A 16,135-nucleotide genomic window follows, 5' to 3' on the forward strand; every position below is an offset into this window, starting at 1 on the left:
ACGTGCACTGCCGCCGTCAGGGACGCGTTGATGCTCTCTCCAACAGATCCGACAGAATGAGCGGGCCGCTATCAAGGACGCTCGCAGTGCATGTGGCAGGAGCTTGAAAAAAATGCATAGGAATCTCTCGGCTGCATATTTTTCGTCGAAGGAATCAAAACCGCTAGGAGGTTGCGGCTTGAGTGGAGCGGTCAGGTGTTTCGCGGACTACTTCGTTCGCGCCGCTAGCCGCACAGTTTCGGAGCCAAGAAAATCTTCGGCGGGACCTCCTTTTGGGTCCACGACTCGTCCAAGCTGCCGATGAATCTGCGCTCAGCCGAGGCTCTTTTGCCTCTGCGTCCTTGAGCGCTTTTTGCATGCCCGTAGGGATCGATGCAGTTAGCCTAGCGCGCTTGCGATTTCGAGCAGGAACAGCGCAATGGAGTAGGCTGAACAGGATTTGAATCGCTGATAGTGTTGTATGTCGCAAGCTGCTAAGGAACAATTTTGCGTGAATCGTCTCTGCTTCTGGCAACTTACGCGACGTTCATTCAAGCAGAACTGTAGCCAAGACTCCTCGTGTCATAGGTAGCTCTCAGGGATAACGTGCTACTTCGTCCTGCGACGTGAACGCGCGGGCTTGCGACCTTTACGTAACGTCTTTGGTGGCGCCGCGCCTTTCGGCGGTTGAAGAAAGAACTCAGCCAGATGAACATCCAGTGTTTCCGCGATACGTTCGAGAATATCGATTGTCGGGTTCTGCGATTGCTGCTCAATACCGCCCATATAGGAGCGGTCAATCCGGGCATCGTACGCTAACCGCTCTTGCGAAATACCGCGGTCTACGCGGATTCGGCGCACATTCCAGGCAACAAGCGCACGAGCTTTCATGCGCCAAAGCAGCCATTCCGACGGCCATCAAACCACTGGCTATAACCGTACTATTGCGGTAAGTTTTCCAAAAACGCAGATGAGCAGAGCGCCCCGCCTGAGCTGAATGAAAGAGCTGCCAGATCTCGCGCCGAATGAGCCGGGCTGACGAGTTATGACGAGCAGTGTCCGACGTCGACCTGCTAATTCGAGCTGCGGGCGCGGCAGCCGAGCGTAGTTCTGCTGATCGCACTCTGAGAGTAACGGACCGCGAGCATGGAATGTTTCAGGCCGCGACAATCGGTTCTCTACGAAGAGGCTCTGAATACCGCTACCCTCGCTTAATCGATGCTTCTCAATCTGGTAGGACTTTCAGGCAGTGCCGTCCGATCCCAAGATCGCAGATTCCGCGCCCAACGCGCCCCAGCTTACGCCCTATGACGAGCAACATGCCGTCACCTATATGCGTCTCCTGGATGCCGAGGCCGATAACGCTGATTGGCGGGAAGTCGCGCGCATTGTGCTTGGTATTGATCCCACCCTGGATCCGGATCGCGCCCGCCGTACTTTTGAAAGTCATATGGCTCGCGCCAAATGGGCGGCGCGTCACGGCTTTCGGCGTCTCCTGCAGCGCGGTTGGCCGAACGGCGAGGAATGAATGCCTTCGAAACGGACGTCACTTCTGTTGATGTCCGATTCGCAAAATGTGATCGTCCCATCGTGTAACTGCATTTAACAGCGAATATCTGTGTTTGCGCAACCATAAATGGTCACATTTGTCAGGCTGCAATTCCTTGCATGTGCGTTAAGAACATACGGGGAAAGTGGTACGATGCCGGGTGCTGACTGGAAATCAGAGGAAGCCTATCCTGACGCCAAGAAAGCAGAAGCTGTGGACATAGCTTGGGAATGGCTGCGCCGCAATTGCGAGTACCAAAGAGACTATATGGCCCTGGCCGCCAGCGAACGATCCAGCGCGACGACGGATCACTTCCGACAGCGATGGGGGCTGTCTTTTCGCAGCTGATCCGCAAAAGACGTTCGACCAACAAGCCATTTTCTGGGCGCCTGAAGTGCTGTCGACCGTGCTGTCCGTGCGCGCGGCTGTCCGCTCAGTGGGGTCCAAACGGTACGACCTGGATTTCAGCAAACTAGCGGGTAGCGAGCTTCGTTGCGCGCTGGATGGATGGCATGCCATCGTGGCGCTCGGAGGAGCGAAGCATCGCCTTTTCCTAGCAGAACTGCCACCCGGGCGCTCATCGCTTGCTGTCGACCTGCCGCTCGATCGCAATTTCGAGGTTCGTGTGCGGGCAGCTCATCGACTTTGGCTGGCGATCGAACGGCGGCCCCTCGGACGACCCCCTCTGACGCTGCCAATCTTGACCCGTCATCGGCTTATCCTCGCCTTGCGTGCAGTCGATGGGTCCTTGGAAGGAAACAACTATCGCGAAATCGCGCAAGGCCTATTCGGCAAGCATCGTATTCCCGATCGCGGCTGGAAAACAGACCATCTCCGCAGCCGGACCATTCGCCTGGTCCGGGCGGGGCTGCGTCTCATGCGAGGCGGCTATCGCGCATTGCTCCGTCGCAACCGCAAAGACAGGGGCGAGGCGTCCTGAGCTTTTGGTTGATGGTGCGGCCCTGATATCTCACAAGACGATTGTCGTCGGCCGGTTTGAAGGCGGAAGGTTCTAGCGAGGCGCGGTTAGCGTTTTGGACTGCGGGTTGGCCGCGGTACTCGCCTAAGAATGAGCCTCGCCGTCGATCGGGAAGGTCTGCACGTGCAAATGGACGTGGTAGCATTATTCAAAGCATCGATCGAACTTCTGCTCGGACCGAATACGCGGTTAGGCGGCTTCCGGAATTGCGGCCCTTTTGCAGAGCCGAGCGACCCATCGGCAAAAGGCACGAGCGATCTCGGGATTATCACTTCGGTCCACAGCATACGCCCGATACTGCATGCCGCTTGAAGTGCGCGATCCTGGTATCACATCGAGCGCCCCTGTACGCACGAGATCGCTGACAATAATTTCAGGCGCCACCAGCAGGCATTTTCCGGTTATGACGGCCGGCAAAGCAAGGTAATTATGATCGTATCGCGCCCCCGACTTGATGTCCTTTGCGGAAAGGTTCATGGCCCTAAGCCATGTTGGCAGTATGTCGGGCCGCGATGTGATGTTCAGAATTGGCATTGAACGGACAGCTGAGAGCGTTTTTCCCATGACATGATTTGGCGAACCTACGCATACGAGCGTCTCATTGTAGATCGCCCAATCGTCGGCCGGTTCAGCGATACAAAGATCGCGAGTGAGCAAGATGTCGAAATTGTCCGAGGATCTCGGCGGAGACAATGAACTGATCACGTCGACGACTACGCCGCCCATCTCGGCAGAGAACGCCTGGAGATTCGGAATCAGAAAGGAGTATGCGAAGGTGGAAAGAGACGTGTGGACCACGAGTCGATTAGCGTCCGTTCGGATCCTACGCCGCATCCTTTTCGCGGTGAAACACACTGTGTCAAGCGGTTCGGCAACCGCGTTCGCGAAGAGCCTTCCGAATTCAGTCAATTCGTTCCGCCGGCCTCGCCGTTGCACAAGATCGGTGCCAAAGTAGTCTTGTAACACAGCCAAATAACGGCTGACCGAGCTCTGTGTCGTTCCCAATGTGCTCGCTGCACGCGTTACGCTTCCCTCGCGCGCAATGGTCACAAACACCCGTATAGCATTGAGAGGCACTTCATTGTGTTCGGCAGCCATTTTCTGCTCCGGTAGATCCTGGAATGTCCGCTGATTGTCACGGCGGGCCATTGCCGGAAATGAATGCTCCATCACATTAGTTGATGTGTGTAGCCGGATTGCCGCTTATGAACGATTTCTCACGCGCAAAATCCGCCTTCTTGCTACGGTTCGTGCGGTCTGGCCCGCAACTACCGATTCCCGTCGACGCTTTTTTAAGAGGTGATCTCGAGGTGCCGCCAAGCGGGCTAACGCTGATGGAGCAGTGGACATCGAGGGTCGTCTAGACGACAGGACCACATCTTAAGAGCGTTTAGAGTGCGCCGGAGCAGAGCGCGCTCCTGAGTTCCTTCTCAAATCTCGACAGCAGTATCAGCGCAGCGTGCAGCGAAGGAAGCGAGCTTCAGCCGCCTTAACCTCGTGCATATTCTGGATTCTGATGGTCTCATCCACCAGAATACCTTGTAGACGTTCTGGACGCCGCCGTCAGCGATGATCCGTCGGGAGGTCTCCTGCATGGCGTTCGCAGCAGCACGGATGCCGTAATTGCCAAAGATCATCATGCTGATATTGCCCAACGTTCTGACCCGCTTCGACTCGATGTCAGGGTAGGCGTTCGGCACGATCACCAGCGGCACCGCTCCGGTCCAGGCGCGCGAAATCGATCTCGGAAGGATTCGCCCTTTTCGAATGGATCAGGATCATGTCCGCGCCAGCGTCCACGTAAGCGTGCGCCCGACGCAGGCCTCCGCTTCGCCGAGGCTGGCATTAAAGGCTTCGGTGCGGGCGATGACGAGGAAATCAGGGTCCGATCTGGCCGTGATGGCGGCCTCGAAGATCATAACGGCGTTGGCGCCGGCCCGCTCATATTCCGTGATAGTGTGAATGACACTAATCGCATTGCCATAGCCCGTATCAATGTCCGCGACGATCGGCAGCCTCGTGCGTCCGGCGATCGCCCGCAGCATGTCCATATGCTGTGTCATTGAGATGAGGCTCATGTCCTGCAGCCCATAAGGCGCAGACAGCTCAAAGCCGGACGCCCACAGTCCGTCAAGTCCGGCTTCTTCCGGGAGAATCGCCGAAAATGGGCTGTGGGCGGCCCATGATGTGGACCAGGCCAGTCTCGGCCATGCGGGCGCGCAGGCTTTTGGCAGGACATCAGAATAGCTTTCAGGACAGGGTCGCGCAGGCGGCGATGATTCGGTCGCAGGCGCGGTTGAGGTCCTCGAGCGAGGAAGCATAGGAAATCCGGATATAGGGCGAGGCCATGAAGCCGCTGCCGGGCACGACAGCCACGGCGAAAGCGTCGAGCAAATACGTCGCAAAGTCACTGTCTGTTTCGATCAGCTTGGCGTCCGGCGTGCGCTTGCCGATAACCCCCTTGCAAGAGGGGAAAACATAAAAGGCACCGTCCGGCACACGGCAAGCAAGCCCCTTGGCCTGGTTCAGCTTGGCGACGACAAGGTCGCGGCGCTTCAGAAACGCGCGCACGAACTCTTTGATATGGTCCCGCCTCCCTGACAGCGCCTCGAGCGCGGCATGTTGAGAAATCGAGCTGGTGTGCGAAGAAGTCTGGCCCTGGATGAGGTTCATGGCCTTGATTAGCGCCAGAGGTCCGGCACCATACCCGACGCGCCAACCGGTCATCGCGTCAGCTTTGGACACGCCGTTGACTGTTAGTGTGCGCTCGTAGAGATCCGGCGCGACTGCGGCCATTGTTGCGAAGTCGGCGTCGTAGGTGAGCTTTTCATAGATGTCGTCGGATAGCACATGCACATGGGTACGCTCGTGCAACACCGCAGCGAGCGCGAGCAAATCACCTCGGCTGTAGACTGCGCCGGTCGGATTGCATGGCGAATTCAACATCAACCATTTGGTGCGCGGCGTGATCGTCTTCTCCAGCGCCCGGGGGAGGAGCTTAAAGCCGTCGAGTTCGCTGCAGGCGACGAGCACCGGCTTGCCGCCGGCCAGCACCACCATGTCGGGATAGGAGACCCAGCATGGCGTTGGGATCACAACCTCGTCGCCCGGATCGAGGCTAGCGAATAGGGCGTTGAACACGACCTGCTTGGCGCCGCAGCCCACCGTGATCTGGTCAATACCGTAATCGAGGCCATGATCGCGACGGAGGCTCTCGCCGATCGCTGCCCGCAGTGGCTTGATTCCGGCGACCGCCGTGTATCTCGTATTCCCGTCGCGGATGGCTCGGATGCCAGCTTCACAGATAGCGGACGGCGTGTCGAAATCCGGCTCACCCTGGCTAAGCGTAATCACGTCGGCGCCCTGATCGCGCAGCTCGGCGGCGCGAGCCGTCATGACCTTGGTTTGAGAGGGACGGACGAGTTTGAGCCGTTCTGAAACGAGAGACAAGACGCAATATCCTTCGATTTCGAATGAGCGGTTTCGTGGCGTCTATCCGAACGCGAACGACCAAACTAACCGGTGGATCGCGGCATTGGATAAAATCATCGAAGATTACAATAATCGTATCGCTTCTTCGTGCGGCGCTGTTGGGCCGTTCGCAGTACGTTGCGTCTTCGCTCTCCCTCTTCATCAGCCTGCGTTAGAAGCGCCAACTATCGCATCTTCGCAAGCTTACATCGAATTATTCGATTTAATGTCGTCCTGCCGTAGCAGTTCAGGTTTTAAGGTCGCACACAATCGCGAATATGCCTGATGACACAAGCGCCCAATTTCGGTGGTCCGCCAATGTCAGTGCCGATCTAAGAATTCGCGGGCGTGGCATCCGTAGGAATGGAAGTGGAACCGGAGGGGGTGATGACCCATATCGAACTGACGTGACGGCAAGCCATCGCAGGCGCGGTTGCCGCAAGCGTGTTGGCCAGCACATGCGCCGGTGCCGTGGAGGGTGAGCCTAAGACATTGACGCGTCGCCGCCTCAAGGTCGCCATGTCCGGATTTCCGCCATCGTTAGACCCGGTCATCGCGACCGATACTGCCATTCACCGGACCATGCCGCAGCTTTTCGAAACGCTGATCACCTTCGACCATGCCCATGATATGGCGCTACGGCCCGGCTTGGCCGAGCGTTGGGAGCGGATCAATGCGCAGTCACTGCGGCTGTTCCTGCGCAAGGGAGTGGCTTTCCCACGGAACGTCTTTGACCGCCGAAGATGTCGCCTTCAGTCTTGGTCCTGACCACCTGCTCGGGCCTGGACGCCGCGGAATGTCCCAGGCGCTTCACTCGCTTGATCGGCTCGAGAAAGTCGAAATCGTTGATCCTTTTATCGTCATTGTGCATGCCAAGGGCGGCGACGCGCTCCTCGAGCAGCGTTCGGCTGCTTGGGGATCGGAGATCGTCAGTCAGCGCGCCTTCGTGGCGGCGGGCTCGTGGGAGCGGTGGACCACAGCCCCTGTTGGAAGCGGTCCTTACAAGCTCGTCGACCACAAGCTCGATATTCGTGTCTCGCTGGCTGCCCACGATTCGTATTGGGGCGGTCGCTCCCCCGTTCGATGGCATCGAATAGCGCATCATTCCCAAGCTTTCCGCGCGCGTGAACGGCCTGCTCGCCAGCGAGCGGACCCGGAAAAGAGACGTTCTATCTGACACCTGACGCGATCCTGGTTAGTGCCGGCAAGACTGTTGCCGGGTTCGGCTACGAAGACGTTGAATTCATGTTTCGAAGCGCACGCTTTGTCGAGGAAGAGACGCCGCCCGCCGACGCGACTGTCGTAGACGAGACTTGGCGCTACGTGAATCGTAAGGGCGGCCCGGACCGGCGCTTCAACGACAACCGGGAGCTACCGATCGGCCTATATGGCAAAATCGATCTTCGCGCGTCCAACGGAGTGAACCAGCGGATCCAGTGTTCGCCCTTGAAGCAGGCCGAGAGATTTGTCGCATCCCTCACTGCAATCTCTGCTTGAGAATGCGATCCCGATAAGCGCCGCGCACGGCGCTCCGATGCGCGCCGCTGATCGTACGTCGGACAGGAAACGCCTCAGGCCGGGAGAGTGCTGAGTCGATGCTTCTCGCGCAAGCCAGAAGCTAATTCAGAAACGCCAAAGCTTTGCAGATTCCTCAGGGCAAGCCGATCAGCCGATGCGCAGATTTTCGGCGCTCATCTTGCCCGAACGACCAGCCATCAGCTCGTAGCTGACCCGAACGCCTTCCGCGAGATTGGTGTAGCCGGCCTTCTCGACCGCGCTGATGTGAACGAAGATGCCAGCTCCCCCGTCTTCTGGCTGGTGAAGCCGTATCTCTTGGCCGCGTTGAACCACTTCACAGTCCCCAATGCCATTGCATTATTTCCAAACTGAAGTTCCGCGATCTAATTCGAAGAACTGCCTGACCATAAGGACGTCCGGGCGACCCCTCGCGTTGAGCGCCCGTCACGCGTCTACAACCGTTTACGCCAGGACGGTTTCTGCGGGCGATAGGTCGTGGCGGCGCAGCCGGCAGGCCGTCGCTCATCGCCAGCTGGCTCATCGGCCTGTGCCTCGGGCTGGCCTTGCGCCACACCTCGATCGAGCTTCTCAAGAACCTCGAGGACCTTCCGTCCCTCCTCAGTGATGGTCCAGTATCCCACCTCGCGGTCGATGAGCTTTTGTCCGAAGATATCGAGGTTCGGCTCGCGGCTCGCGATGCGCTTCATGCGCGCTGCCCACTCGGGTCCGCTGGTGTAAAAGATGGCCAAGTGCTGTTTGACGACTTCAAGAGCGGCTCGGCCGCCCGGCTGGCCGGCAAGTATCTTCAGTATGGATAGCTGAAAGCTCACATGCGCACGCAAAGATTCAAGGAACTCCCGACGATACCGGCACTAGCCTCGGCCGGGTAGCGTACATCAGCGCTTTCAAACGAAAACCTTGCCGGATAAGGCTAACGAGGCAGCACAGTACCGCATTCATATGCAGCCTTTCCTGGACAATCCCGCGCAAGGCCCAGGAAGGGGAAGTCACGATCGACGTCTATGGCTTCCTAACTTGTGCCACCAATGTCGAGAGCACGTCATTTTCCAAGGTGCCAAGACTGGGATCGAGGCCACGCAGCTCATCAATGTGATTGCATATCGATGTCTGTGATCCAGTCGAGCAAACGAGTCAATCCCGCTAGGTCCTCCTAACGGATGAAATCACGCTCGCCATGTGGCGCATCGCCGCCCTCTCGCCGCTGAGCAGGCGATGCCGGTTGTCTTGTTTGCGACGTGCTGTCGATCTCCCGACAAGTCCGCTTGGAGAAGAGCGAGCATCTATTCAATCCGTCGCAGTTGGCAGGGCTTTGAAGAGTGAAATGGGCTTTGAAGAGCGAGATCCCATCGATTGCTCAGGAGTGCAGGGATGGCTTGTGGGATGATAAGTCTTCAGTTCGTGGCATGGATCGGGTCCGACTTCGGCCCTCCAATCTTTGGCATCAACGCAGTGGCCTGCGCATGAATCGCCTCTATGATCGACCTGGCTCCATCCCGATGCGCGCCGTTTCCATTGCACGATTGCGGTGATTGGCCAATTCTGGCGCGGCATTTGCAACCTCTCCTTGGCGCTTATTGCATGCGAAAATCGGCGCCGCGCTGGTCGAAGCCCAGCGGCCAAGCCGTGGTCCGTTTTTGCGTCTAAACGTGCGGTCGCACGAGGCTTGCCCGCGAGCAGCATCGCAGGCTGACCGCGAATTCACGTCAGAACGTAATACTCCGTGAAAGAAGCGGTATTTCGTTCGCCGAGGCAAACGGCGGCCTGATGATATGGACAAGATAGCCAAGACAAAGCCGGCATTAATCTCGCGACCAGAAGGGACGAGACGGGCGGCTATCCGTCGCTTCTCTATCGAGCTGGGCGAAACCGCGAAGCTCGCGTTGCCAATGGTGCTGACGCAGGTTGCGCAGGTTGTGATGATGACGACTGATCTTGCCTTCATCGGGCGTATCAGCGCTGAGGCGCTCGCCGCGGCAGCGCTGGCAGGCCGGCTCTATCTCATTAGCGTCACATTCGGCGTGGGACTACTAAGTGCCATCGCGCCTTTGGCGGCGCGGGCGTTTGGGGAAAATAATCTAGGCGCGGTACAGCGATCGCTGCGCATGGGCCTATGGCTGGCCCTGATCCTGTCATTCCCGATCATTGCTGTGGCGCTGCGAGCAGAGCAAATACTGCTTGCCTTGGGCCAGACCCCAGATGTGGCGCAGCTCGCCCAGCAATACCTCTTCGGATTAGCCCTCGGCACGGCTCCGGCACTGGCGTTTTTGGCTATCCGCAATTTCATGGGTGGGGTCAATCGGCCACAGCCAGTCTTCTGGATTACGCTATCCGCCATCCCCCTCAATGCGTTGTTGGTCTATATTCTGGCCTATGGGAAGCTTGGGCTGCCCCGGTTGGAGCTGTTCGGGGCAGGTCTTGCGACCACGCTGGTCAACTGCGGCATGTTTTTGGCGGGCTTGTGGTTCGCTGCACTGCGCCGGCCGTTCCGTGAGTACCATGTGCTTGCGGATCTCTGGCGTTTCGATTGGCGCGCAATGCGGCAGCTCATCGCATTTGGGACGCCGATCTCCATCGCTTCATTGATCGAGTCGGGACTATTTGTAGCCACGTCGCTCGTTGCGGGCTCGATCAGCAACAGCGCACTGGCCGCTCACCAGATTGTTGTTCAGGTTTCCTCGACCCTGTTTATGATTTATCTCGGCATTGGGACGGCTGCTGCCATGCGCGTTGGCCATGCCGCCGGCCGCGACGACCGTGCAGGCGTCAAGCGGGCGAATCTGGCGGCGATGTTGCTCGGTATGGTCATAGCTACAACGCTAACGCTTACGTTGATCACCGTGCGTTTTGAGGTCGTGGAGCTGTTTCTGGGCAGAACGGCTCGCGATTCGGAGGCAACGATCAGCCTCGCTGCAACGCTCCTCATCGTCGGCGCAACCCTCTTTATCACTGACGCCGCCCAGTGCATTACGGCAGGCGGCCTGCGCGGGCTGAAGGACACGCGGGTGCCGCTGCTGTTTGCGACTATTGCTTGGTGGCCGATCGGCTTTTCCCTCAGCTATTGGCTCAGTCTGAAGATCGGTTTGGGGGCCGTCGGTATATGGATTGGCTTGTCGACCGGATTCACAATCTATGCGGCGATCCTCGTGCTGCGGTTCCGCCACTTAGCAAGTCGCCCTCTCTGATGCGCGCGCATCACTGATGCCAGCGGCGACGATATGCCGGGGTGCTTGCCCGTGCGGTTGTGACCGGGGCGAACGCCCGGACTGAAAATTGAAGGTTTCGCGTCACGGCGCGACTGCAGGGATAACATAATAAGACATGGTAACTCGACTAGCATCATATTTTCGATCATTTCATTTCAAAAAACGATAGCCAAAGTGGTTAGCTCGTTCGAGTGCGAGTAGGAATCCTCAAGGCTTCCCTGGCGATTTGCAGGCTTTCCAACTTGTCACTGCTGCCAGAATGGCTCAACGGGTCCCTCCCTTCGAGAGCAACGCCGGCAAATCGAGCAGCCCAGCGGCGCGCACCCGGCGTCGATATGATCGCGCTTAGTCAGGGCATATCAATTTTCGAGACGCCCACCGTTGTCTGCGAGCGCCACAGCTGTGAAAGCCAAGCACACGAGATGCATCGCATTCGCAGGAATCAAGCCGCCAGGCGAAACGATCCGCCGGCAGCATCAGTCACGCTTCCTCGCTCAATCGCGACGTCGACCAGATCAGGATCGGCTAGGGCGCCGAGCAGGTTCTCCTGGACGCGGCATTTGCTACCCTTGCTTGCGAGGCCATGCTATCGACGGCTTGCTGGACATCCTACCTGACGTCCTCGCCGGATTTGGGCAATCCTCGGGGCCTGTGATGAATTCCGTGGCTTCACGCTGTGCCCGCAGAGGTGCATCAGGCGATCATGATCAGACCAAACCACTGACCCCGCAGCCTCCGTTCAAGACAAGCCGGGCCGATCTACAGCTGAGGAGAGCTGCTGGCGCTCGCACGCCGCTAATCCGGCTCGGGAGCGGCCGTTGCGCTGGCCGGACTTTGGTCAGCATGGCTGAGAGCACCATACCTGCATTGCGCTCGCGCTAGCGATCAGCCTCGGCTCCAAGTCGATGGCGCTGGGCTGCGCCAACCAGGTCCTGGTCGCTCCCGGTCCGCTACGTTCCAGCTAGACGAAAGCTTTACACGTTTGACCGACCGAACCGGATCGGGTTCTCATCGTGCTGTTCGATGGGCTTCGACCCGATCTCGTCAAACCATCATTGACGCCGAATCTGGTCGGGCTGCAGCGCCGCGGTGCGGTGCTGGCCAGGCAGCGCACCGTCTCGCCCAGCGAAACAGGAATAGCGCTCACGAGCCTCGTCACTGGCGCGACGCCGGATCGCCACGGCATCATTGAGATCAATATCTCGACAGGCAGTCGCCCATACCGCGCTCTGTCGACACGAGCGACGCGCGCCTGATCGAGCACCTTGATGCCGCGAGCGAGGGCCATCTAGTCGGTGTGCCATCACTTGGTGAGATCCTCGCGGCGAACGGCAGGACCTTCTCAGTCCTCGCTTCCAACCCGGCGGGGGCAAGGCGCCTGCTGAACCATAAAGCTCGAAAGCTCGGACAAGTGACGCTCTCCGGCCACTTCCCTTGCATCGCGACCTCCGCCGAGATGCTCAGACAAGTGGAGACCCTGCTGGCGCCGACGCCTGCGGCGCCGCCCGCCGGCAACCCAGATCTTGCCTCTCAAGCCTTCCTGACTTCAGCGTTCCTCGACGTAATCTGGTCTCAAATTCGGCCCGACGTGCAATCCTCTACTTCCGCTGCTGGTCTCGTATATCTTTTCAATCGTACGAGGTACGTCCTGTCCATCATCGATAAAGACCTCTGCGAGGGCACGACCGGTCATCGTTGCCCGTCGCGAAAGGCCCAGAAGATCGAGCACTGTCGGCGCAATGTCGCAAATGTCTGAGGGAACTTGCGAGACCAAGTCGTTTTTCGATCAGCGGTCCCGCCAAAATGCCGACCGATGACATCTCGTTGGCATGCCACCCGCCGTGCACTCCGAAGCCGACCGCCCCATCCGCACTCCAGGTGCGGCCCACAAGGCCAAATGGATCGAGACCATCCGACCGGAACGAGAACAGAATGTCCGCCGATCGGGCATGGTCGGCGAACACCAAATGGCGGGCAAAGCTGCCCGCCGCAATGCCATAGGCCGCGCCACCGGCGGTAAACACCGGACCACACCAGGGCCGCTCGATCATCGATCCTACTGTGCGGCGGATAACGGCGTCCGATGGGTCCGCGAGGTAAATTGCTCCGACTTGGCCAGGTATGACGATGGCATCGATCCCGGCCGCCGGTGCCGGGCCGCAGCCCGGCAGCCTCGAGCGTCTCAAATAGATCGGCCCGCGCATGCACCGTCACATGTCCATGATCGGAGGCGGCGATCAGGTGCACGCCAAGGGAGACGCCCTCAGCCTCCCACCCATCGAGCACGCGGCGCAACTGCCGATCGACAAAGCTGATCGCTGCCATCGTCTTTGGCGCGCCAGTCCCACAATCGTGCGAGGAAATATCGGGCTCCCCGGTGCATACCGGCAGCACCTTCGTCGTGTGCAGGTCGGTGAGGCAGTCTATGTTGATTTTGCTGGCGTCGTGGGGCGTCCCAACAACTAACATAACTCAAGCTTGATCTGCGTCCCGCAAGGGCCGGTCTGCTGTCATCGATGGTGAAATTCGTCGCAAAATCCGATGGAGCGCCAAATTTAAGCGCTGGCTCGAGAGTCATTGCACTAATTCAAACCCTCATGTTTGCTACCACATACGAACAAACACACCCATCTCCGTCGGGAACCGATTTATGTCGAAAGTTTCACCATTTCATTCAACGAACCCTGGTGCGCGAAGCGTCTATCACGACAACGACAAGTGTACCGAGGGCAATAACATCGAACGGCAGAATCTCGCCTCCGGCACCGGAGGGCGGCCGCGCTGCGAACATTGCGGCCGCCTAGCCTAGTTCGCAGCTGCCGTGGCGGGTAAAACGAGCCCCGCCACGGGCCTGGGGCAGGAAAATATGTCAAGCTTGAGAGGGCAGCGTTCTTTGCTTCGTTCGCGTCGGCTTGGCCTCCGCGGTGTGCTCGCTGACTCAGTTCAAGTCAAACTCAAGCCGAGGTCACTGCAGATTTTTCCGATGGTCGATCGATCGGCTTGATTGATTTTCAGGCAGCGCTTTCAAGTCGGCTTCATTGTGCCAGATGGGTGGCTCAGTTCTAATCTCATTCATTTGGCGAAGCGTTCTGGGCGGCTTTGCAGGGCTAGTAACGTAAGCGATTAGTGGCGCATTGTGCACAACCACTAGGACCACGTCCGGAATCGCTGTTTGTCGAGACGTCTCGCTTGACGCTGCCGCACAGAAGCAGGTGGCCAGCCCAGGAATAGCAACCATATGGCCGCTGACGATCTTCCCTTTTCATCTACGGTCTCATCCGTTGTCGATGCCTTCTTGAAAAAGCTCGAGGACCAGAAAACCCTTTCGCGGGCGTCTTTGTCGGCGCTGCGAAAGGCACTGGCGGATCATCAATTGGACGCCGAGAGCCTACGGGCGGCCATTTTCAATGCTGCTGAGCCGAGCAATGATCCAGATTGAAGAAATCGAAATTGTCGAGTTCCGTGGAATTCGTCATCTCAAGCGCTCGTTGGGCCGAAGGAGTTTTGGCATTGCGGGGCCGAACGGTACTGGCAAGAGCGGCATCGTGGATGCGATCGAATTTGCCCTCACCGGAAACATCACTCGTCTCGGCGGTGTGGGCACGGCGGAGCTGAGTGTCAAGGCGCACGCTCCACATGTCGACGCGAGCAAAAAGCCCGAAACCGCGCTCGTTCGCCTGCAGGTCTATGCGCCCGCTCTCAAAAAGAGCTTCATAATCGAGCGGAGCGTCAAGAATCCAGGCGCCGCGGTACTCAAGCCGAGCAGTGCTGAAACCAGGGCGCTTCTGGCGCAGCTCGAAACCCATCCTGAGTTTGCCCTGTCTCGTCGAGAAATCATCAAATATATTCTCGTTCCTGCAGGCAAACGATCACAATACGTCCAAGAGCTGCTGCGCCTTGATCAGCTCGAAAAGCTGCGGGTCTCACTCCAACGCGTCGCCAACGATGCAAAACGCGACCACGGAAAGGCCGAGGTGGAGGATCGGCGGACCAAGTCCGATTTCTTTCACCATCTCGGCATTGCCACTCCAAACAAAACTGATCTGCTTGCTTGTGTAAATGCTCGTCGAGCTGTGCTGAAGCTCGATCCTGTGGCGGACCTCGCGCCGGAAAATGCCTTGAAGGTAGGCATCAATCCAGATGCCGAGCACGAGGCGTCGCAGCCATTCTCCAAGCTTGGCGCCAAGAATGACCTTGCGATCTTCCTGAAGAGGCTGGCTGTCTCGCAGGAAATAACCATAACTGGCGCAAAGTCGGATGCAGTCGCCGCTCTCGCCCAGCTCACGGACGATCCGGCTCTGTTAAGGGTTGTCAAGCAGCGCGCTTTGGTTGAGCGGGGTCTTGAGCTGGTCGAAGGCGACGCTTGTCCACTGTGCGACGGTCCCTGGGAGATGGCCCTCCTGGCAACACATCTTCAAGAGAAGATCGCAAAGGCAGATGCAGCCTCGACGGCATTGAAGCAACTGGCCCTGGCGATCGCCCCCCTCGCGGCTCACCTGCGGGCGATGGCGCTTGACGGGGGCAAAGTGGCCGAATGGTGCGAAAAGGCCAATCCTCCTATAGATGCCGCGTCGCTGCGGTCCCACGCAAAGGCCCTCGACGGTGACCGCGACACACTAGACAAGGTCGTCCGGGACCCGGCAGCGATCGCCGAGGCGCTGCAAGCCCTTGGTCGACTGGGGGCAACGCCCGCGGTCGAGTTGCTTCAGCCCGCCGATCGTCTGGCGGCCTATATCGAAACGCTCTCCGACCCTTCAAAGGAGGAAGAAGCCAAGGAATTCTTGATCGTCGCCCAAGAGAAATACGATCAATGCCGCGGGACGCAGCAGACCCTCAATATCGCGGCCCAGCAGGCCGAAACAGCTTCTGCGGTGTTTAGCCACTACGGTATGGTCAGCACCGCAATGTTGGAAGGCATCTACGACAAGGTGCAGAAGGACTTCACCGAATACTACAGTTTCATCAACCGCGACGATGAGGCCAAGTTCGAGGGCAAGCTCTCTGCATCATTGGGCAAACTGGCCTTCGATGTCGACTTTTACGGACGAGGCAGATTTCCTCCGGGAGCCTACCACAGCGAGGGCCATCAGGATGGCATGGGGCTTTGCCTCTATCTTGCACTGGTGAAGCACACGCTCGGCGACGGATTTACGCTTGCCGTCCTCGACGATGTGCTGATGTCGGTCGACGCCGGCCATCGTCGTGAGGTTTGCGCGCTCCTGAAGCAGAAATTTCCAAACACGCAGTTTGTCCTGACCACTCACGACGGCGTGTGGCTCAAGTTCATGCAGAGCGAAAAGCTGGTTCAGAGCACTCTTAGCTTTGGCGGCTGGACGGTCGACAGTGGCCCACAGGTCTGGAACGAGTCACGTCTGGACGCAGATCCAGAAACACCTCGCCAATAACAACGTATTT

Annotated in this window: 16 protein-coding genes and 1 pseudogene; 9 read left to right on the forward strand and 8 right to left on the reverse strand. The window is 58.4% G+C overall.

Annotation, left to right across the window (positions count from 1 at the left end):
- Positions 1-588: 588 nt before the first annotated feature.
- Positions 589-870: a helix-turn-helix transcriptional regulator gene (locus tag IVB24_RS10070; protein ID WP_247453963.1), complete on the reverse strand. Its 282-nt coding sequence runs from the start codon at positions 868-870 to the stop codon at positions 589-591.
- 358 nt (positions 871-1,228) lie between these two features.
- On the opposite strand from IVB24_RS10070, the gene IVB24_RS10075 reads away from it, so the two are divergent.
- The 3 genes from IVB24_RS10075 to IVB24_RS10085 all read left to right on the forward strand — a co-directional run bounded on the left by IVB24_RS10075 (position 1,229) and on the right by IVB24_RS10085 (position 2,468).
- Positions 1,229-1,507: a DUF2285 domain-containing protein gene (locus IVB24_RS10075; RefSeq protein ID WP_247410966.1), complete on the forward strand. Its 279-nt coding sequence runs from the start codon at positions 1,229-1,231 to the stop codon at positions 1,505-1,507.
- Between the two features lie 174 nt (positions 1,508-1,681).
- Positions 1,682-1,876 carry a DUF6499 domain-containing protein gene (locus IVB24_RS10080; protein ID WP_247407479.1) on the forward strand — a complete coding sequence of 65 codons (195 nt, stop codon included), beginning with the start codon at positions 1,682-1,684 and terminating at the stop codon, positions 1,874-1,876.
- Positions 1,877-1,922: 46 nt separating this feature from the next.
- Entirely contained in the window at positions 1,923-2,468 is a 546-nt protein-coding gene (locus tag IVB24_RS10085) for a DUF2285 domain-containing protein (protein WP_247772804.1), read from the forward strand.
- A gap of 228 nt (positions 2,469-2,696) precedes the next feature.
- Here the strand turns inward: IVB24_RS10085 and IVB24_RS10090 are convergent, their stop codons facing one another.
- From IVB24_RS10090 to IVB24_RS10105, 4 genes are all read right to left on the reverse strand, one after another.
- Positions 2,697-3,605: a LysR family transcriptional regulator gene (locus tag IVB24_RS10090; protein WP_247772805.1), complete on the reverse strand. Its 909-nt coding sequence runs from the start codon at positions 3,603-3,605 to the stop codon at positions 2,697-2,699.
- 332 nt (positions 3,606-3,937) lie between these two features.
- On the reverse strand, positions 3,938-4,222 hold the full coding sequence (locus IVB24_RS10095) for a hypothetical protein (protein WP_247772806.1): 285 nt from the start codon (positions 4,220-4,222) through the stop codon (positions 3,938-3,940).
- Positions 4,223-4,285: 63 nt separating this feature from the next.
- Positions 4,286-4,828, reverse strand: a complete 543-nt coding sequence (locus tag IVB24_RS10100) for an isocitrate lyase/phosphoenolpyruvate mutase family protein (protein WP_247772807.1) — start codon at positions 4,826-4,828, stop codon at positions 4,286-4,288.
- A complete protein-coding gene (locus tag IVB24_RS10105) occupies positions 4,758-5,957 on the reverse strand; it encodes a pyridoxal phosphate-dependent aminotransferase (protein ID WP_247772808.1) in 1,200 nt (399 codons plus the stop codon). The genes IVB24_RS10100 and IVB24_RS10105 overlap by 71 nt, the downstream gene beginning before the upstream one ends.
- A gap of 540 nt (positions 5,958-6,497) precedes the next feature.
- On the opposite strand from IVB24_RS10105, the gene IVB24_RS10110 reads away from it, so the two are divergent.
- Positions 6,498-6,746, forward strand: a complete 249-nt coding sequence (locus IVB24_RS10110) for a hypothetical protein (protein ID WP_247774292.1) — start codon at positions 6,498-6,500, stop codon at positions 6,744-6,746.
- Entirely contained in the window at positions 6,652-7,155 is a 504-nt protein-coding gene (locus IVB24_RS10115; RefSeq protein ID WP_247772809.1) for an ABC transporter substrate-binding protein, read from the forward strand. The genes IVB24_RS10110 and IVB24_RS10115 overlap by 95 nt, the downstream gene beginning before the upstream one ends.
- Before the next feature lie 488 nt (positions 7,156-7,643).
- Here the strand turns inward: IVB24_RS10115 and IVB24_RS10120 are convergent.
- Together IVB24_RS10120 and IVB24_RS10125 are read right to left on the reverse strand one after the other, a co-directional pair.
- Positions 7,644-7,849: pseudogene (locus tag IVB24_RS10120) on the reverse strand (cold-shock protein).
- Between the two features lie 99 nt (positions 7,850-7,948).
- Positions 7,949-8,203 (reverse strand): hypothetical protein, encoded by a 255-nt coding sequence (locus tag IVB24_RS10125; protein WP_247772810.1) that lies wholly within the window; start codon positions 8,201-8,203, stop codon positions 7,949-7,951.
- A gap of 1,083 nt (positions 8,204-9,286) precedes the next feature.
- Here IVB24_RS10125 and IVB24_RS10130 point away from each other — a divergent pair.
- The gene (locus IVB24_RS10130) at positions 9,287-10,699 is read left to right on the forward strand and encodes an MATE family efflux transporter (RefSeq protein ID WP_247772811.1); all 1,413 of its coding nucleotides are present in this window, start codon (positions 9,287-9,289) and stop codon (positions 10,697-10,699) included.
- Positions 10,700-11,733: 1,034 nt separating this feature from the next.
- Positions 11,734-11,976 carry an alkaline phosphatase family protein gene (locus tag IVB24_RS10135; RefSeq protein WP_247772812.1) on the forward strand — a complete coding sequence of 81 codons (243 nt, stop codon included), beginning with the start codon at positions 11,734-11,736 and terminating at the stop codon, positions 11,974-11,976.
- 433 nt (positions 11,977-12,409) lie between these two features.
- Here IVB24_RS10135 and IVB24_RS10140 read toward each other — a convergent pair whose 3' ends face one another.
- Complete coding sequence (locus tag IVB24_RS10140) at positions 12,410-13,189, reverse strand: alkaline phosphatase family protein (protein ID WP_247772813.1); 780 nt, start codon at positions 13,187-13,189, stop codon at positions 12,410-12,412.
- 769 nt (positions 13,190-13,958) lie between these two features.
- Between IVB24_RS10140 and IVB24_RS10145 the strand changes: the two genes are divergently transcribed.
- Together IVB24_RS10145 and IVB24_RS10150 are read left to right on the forward strand one after the other, a co-directional pair.
- Complete coding sequence (locus IVB24_RS10145) at positions 13,959-14,159, forward strand: hypothetical protein (protein WP_247293751.1); 201 nt, start codon at positions 13,959-13,961, stop codon at positions 14,157-14,159.
- Positions 14,146-16,125: an ATP-binding protein gene (locus tag IVB24_RS10150; RefSeq protein ID WP_247772814.1), complete on the forward strand. Its 1,980-nt coding sequence runs from the start codon at positions 14,146-14,148 to the stop codon at positions 16,123-16,125. Before IVB24_RS10145 ends, IVB24_RS10150 begins: the two co-directional genes overlap by 14 nt.
- The last annotated feature ends 10 nt before the right edge of the window (positions 16,126-16,135 follow it).

It is taken from the genome of Bradyrhizobium sp. 192 (assembly GCF_023100965.1).
GTDB classification, from domain to species: Bacteria; Pseudomonadota; Alphaproteobacteria; order Rhizobiales; family Xanthobacteraceae; genus Bradyrhizobium; species Bradyrhizobium symbiodeficiens.

Coding starts and splice junctions, on each gene's coding strand:
- IVB24_RS10145 (WP_247293751.1), top strand. CDS start 13,959: ATGGCCGCTGACGATCTTCCCTTTTCATCTACGGTCTCATCCGTTGTC.
- IVB24_RS10080 (WP_247407479.1), top strand. CDS start 1,682: ATGCCGGGTGCTGACTGGAAATCAGAGGAAGCCTATCCTGACGCCAAG.
- IVB24_RS10100 (WP_247772807.1), bottom strand. CDS start 4,828: ATGCTTCCTCGCTCGAGGACCTCAACCGCGCCTGCGACCGAATCATCG.
- IVB24_RS10140 (WP_247772813.1), bottom strand. CDS start 13,189: ATGTTAGTTGTTGGGACGCCCCACGACGCCAGCAAAATCAACATAGAC.
- IVB24_RS10115 (WP_247772809.1), top strand. CDS start 6,652: ATGCGCAGTCACTGCGGCTGTTCCTGCGCAAGGGAGTGGCTTTCCCAC.
- IVB24_RS10125 (WP_247772810.1), bottom strand. CDS start 8,203: ATGAAGCGCATCGCGAGCCGCGAGCCGAACCTCGATATCTTCGGACAA.
- IVB24_RS10130 (WP_247772811.1), top strand. CDS start 9,287: ATGGACAAGATAGCCAAGACAAAGCCGGCATTAATCTCGCGACCAGAA.
- IVB24_RS10090 (WP_247772805.1), bottom strand. CDS start 3,605: ATGGCTGCCGAACACAATGAAGTGCCTCTCAATGCTATACGGGTGTTT.
- IVB24_RS10110 (WP_247774292.1), top strand. CDS start 6,498: ATGTCCGGATTTCCGCCATCGTTAGACCCGGTCATCGCGACCGATACT.
- IVB24_RS10070 (WP_247453963.1), bottom strand. CDS start 870: ATGAAAGCTCGTGCGCTTGTTGCCTGGAATGTGCGCCGAATCCGCGTA.
- IVB24_RS10150 (WP_247772814.1), top strand. CDS start 14,146: ATGATCCAGATTGAAGAAATCGAAATTGTCGAGTTCCGTGGAATTCGT.